Below are 853 nucleotides of genomic sequence, written 5' to 3' on the forward strand. Positions count from 1 at the left end.
AAACGGGCTGCCCATGAAGAGACAACCCGCATCACAATTATAATCTAAAACCGTGTGTTTATTATTGAATGTGTACTTTCTTAGTACTTACATATCCATTGTCTGAAATAATCTTCACAAAGTAAATACCTTCATTAACTTTAGATAAGTTGATTTTTGAAATAGTACTGTTGTAAACGTTTGTGTGTAGAACCGTTTTACCTGTAACATCGTTTACTTTAACTGTTCCAGTGAAAGATTGGTTAAATTCGATGTTGAACTCTCCGTTTGAAGGGTTTGGATAAAGTGTGAATGCATTTAAGCTGTTCTTGTCTAATCCAACATTTCCAATTGTTACACAATCACTTGTATCCGAACAGTTAGTGTTGTCAATGATTACTGCAAAATCACCATTGTAAGTTGGAATGAAATCTTGAGAAGTTTCACCCGTAATAACTGTATTGGTGTTACAGTCAATCCATTGGTAAGTTGCATTTGGCTCATTAGCCGTAAACATTCCACTTCCGTTGTCTGTAACTGTTAAGTCAATTGGGTTTATTGTTAAATTAAGTACCATTACTGAGTCACATCCGCTTGTGTTGGTGAATGATTCAACGTATTGACCAGAAGTCGTATAAGTTGTTCCGTTCTCACTCCAAGTATATTCATTACATGCTGATTCATTTAAAACAATTGAATCAGTTGCTCCTATTGTTAAATCTAAAGTGATAATAGAATCACAACCAGCTTGGTTAGTGAAACTTTCAATGTATTGACCTGAAGTTGTGTAAGTCATTCCATTTTCACTCCACGTATATGAGTCACAAGCCGATTCAGTTAAAGTAGTCATGTCAGCTTGGTTAATTGTTAAATC

General features: G+C 34.8%; 1 protein-coding gene. It reads right to left on the reverse strand.

All coding sequences use genetic code 11. The annotated features are described in order from the left end of the window. Positions 1 to 61: 61 nt before the first annotated feature. The coding region (locus C6368_RS17030; RefSeq protein ID WP_159038673.1) for a T9SS type A sorting domain-containing protein at positions 62 to 853 on the reverse strand (792 nt) is incomplete at its 5' end.

Origin of the sequence: Brumimicrobium mesophilum (assembly GCF_003025005.1) — a bacterium.
GTDB lineage: Bacteria > Bacteroidota > Bacteroidia > Flavobacteriales_D > Crocinitomicaceae > Brumimicrobium > Brumimicrobium mesophilum.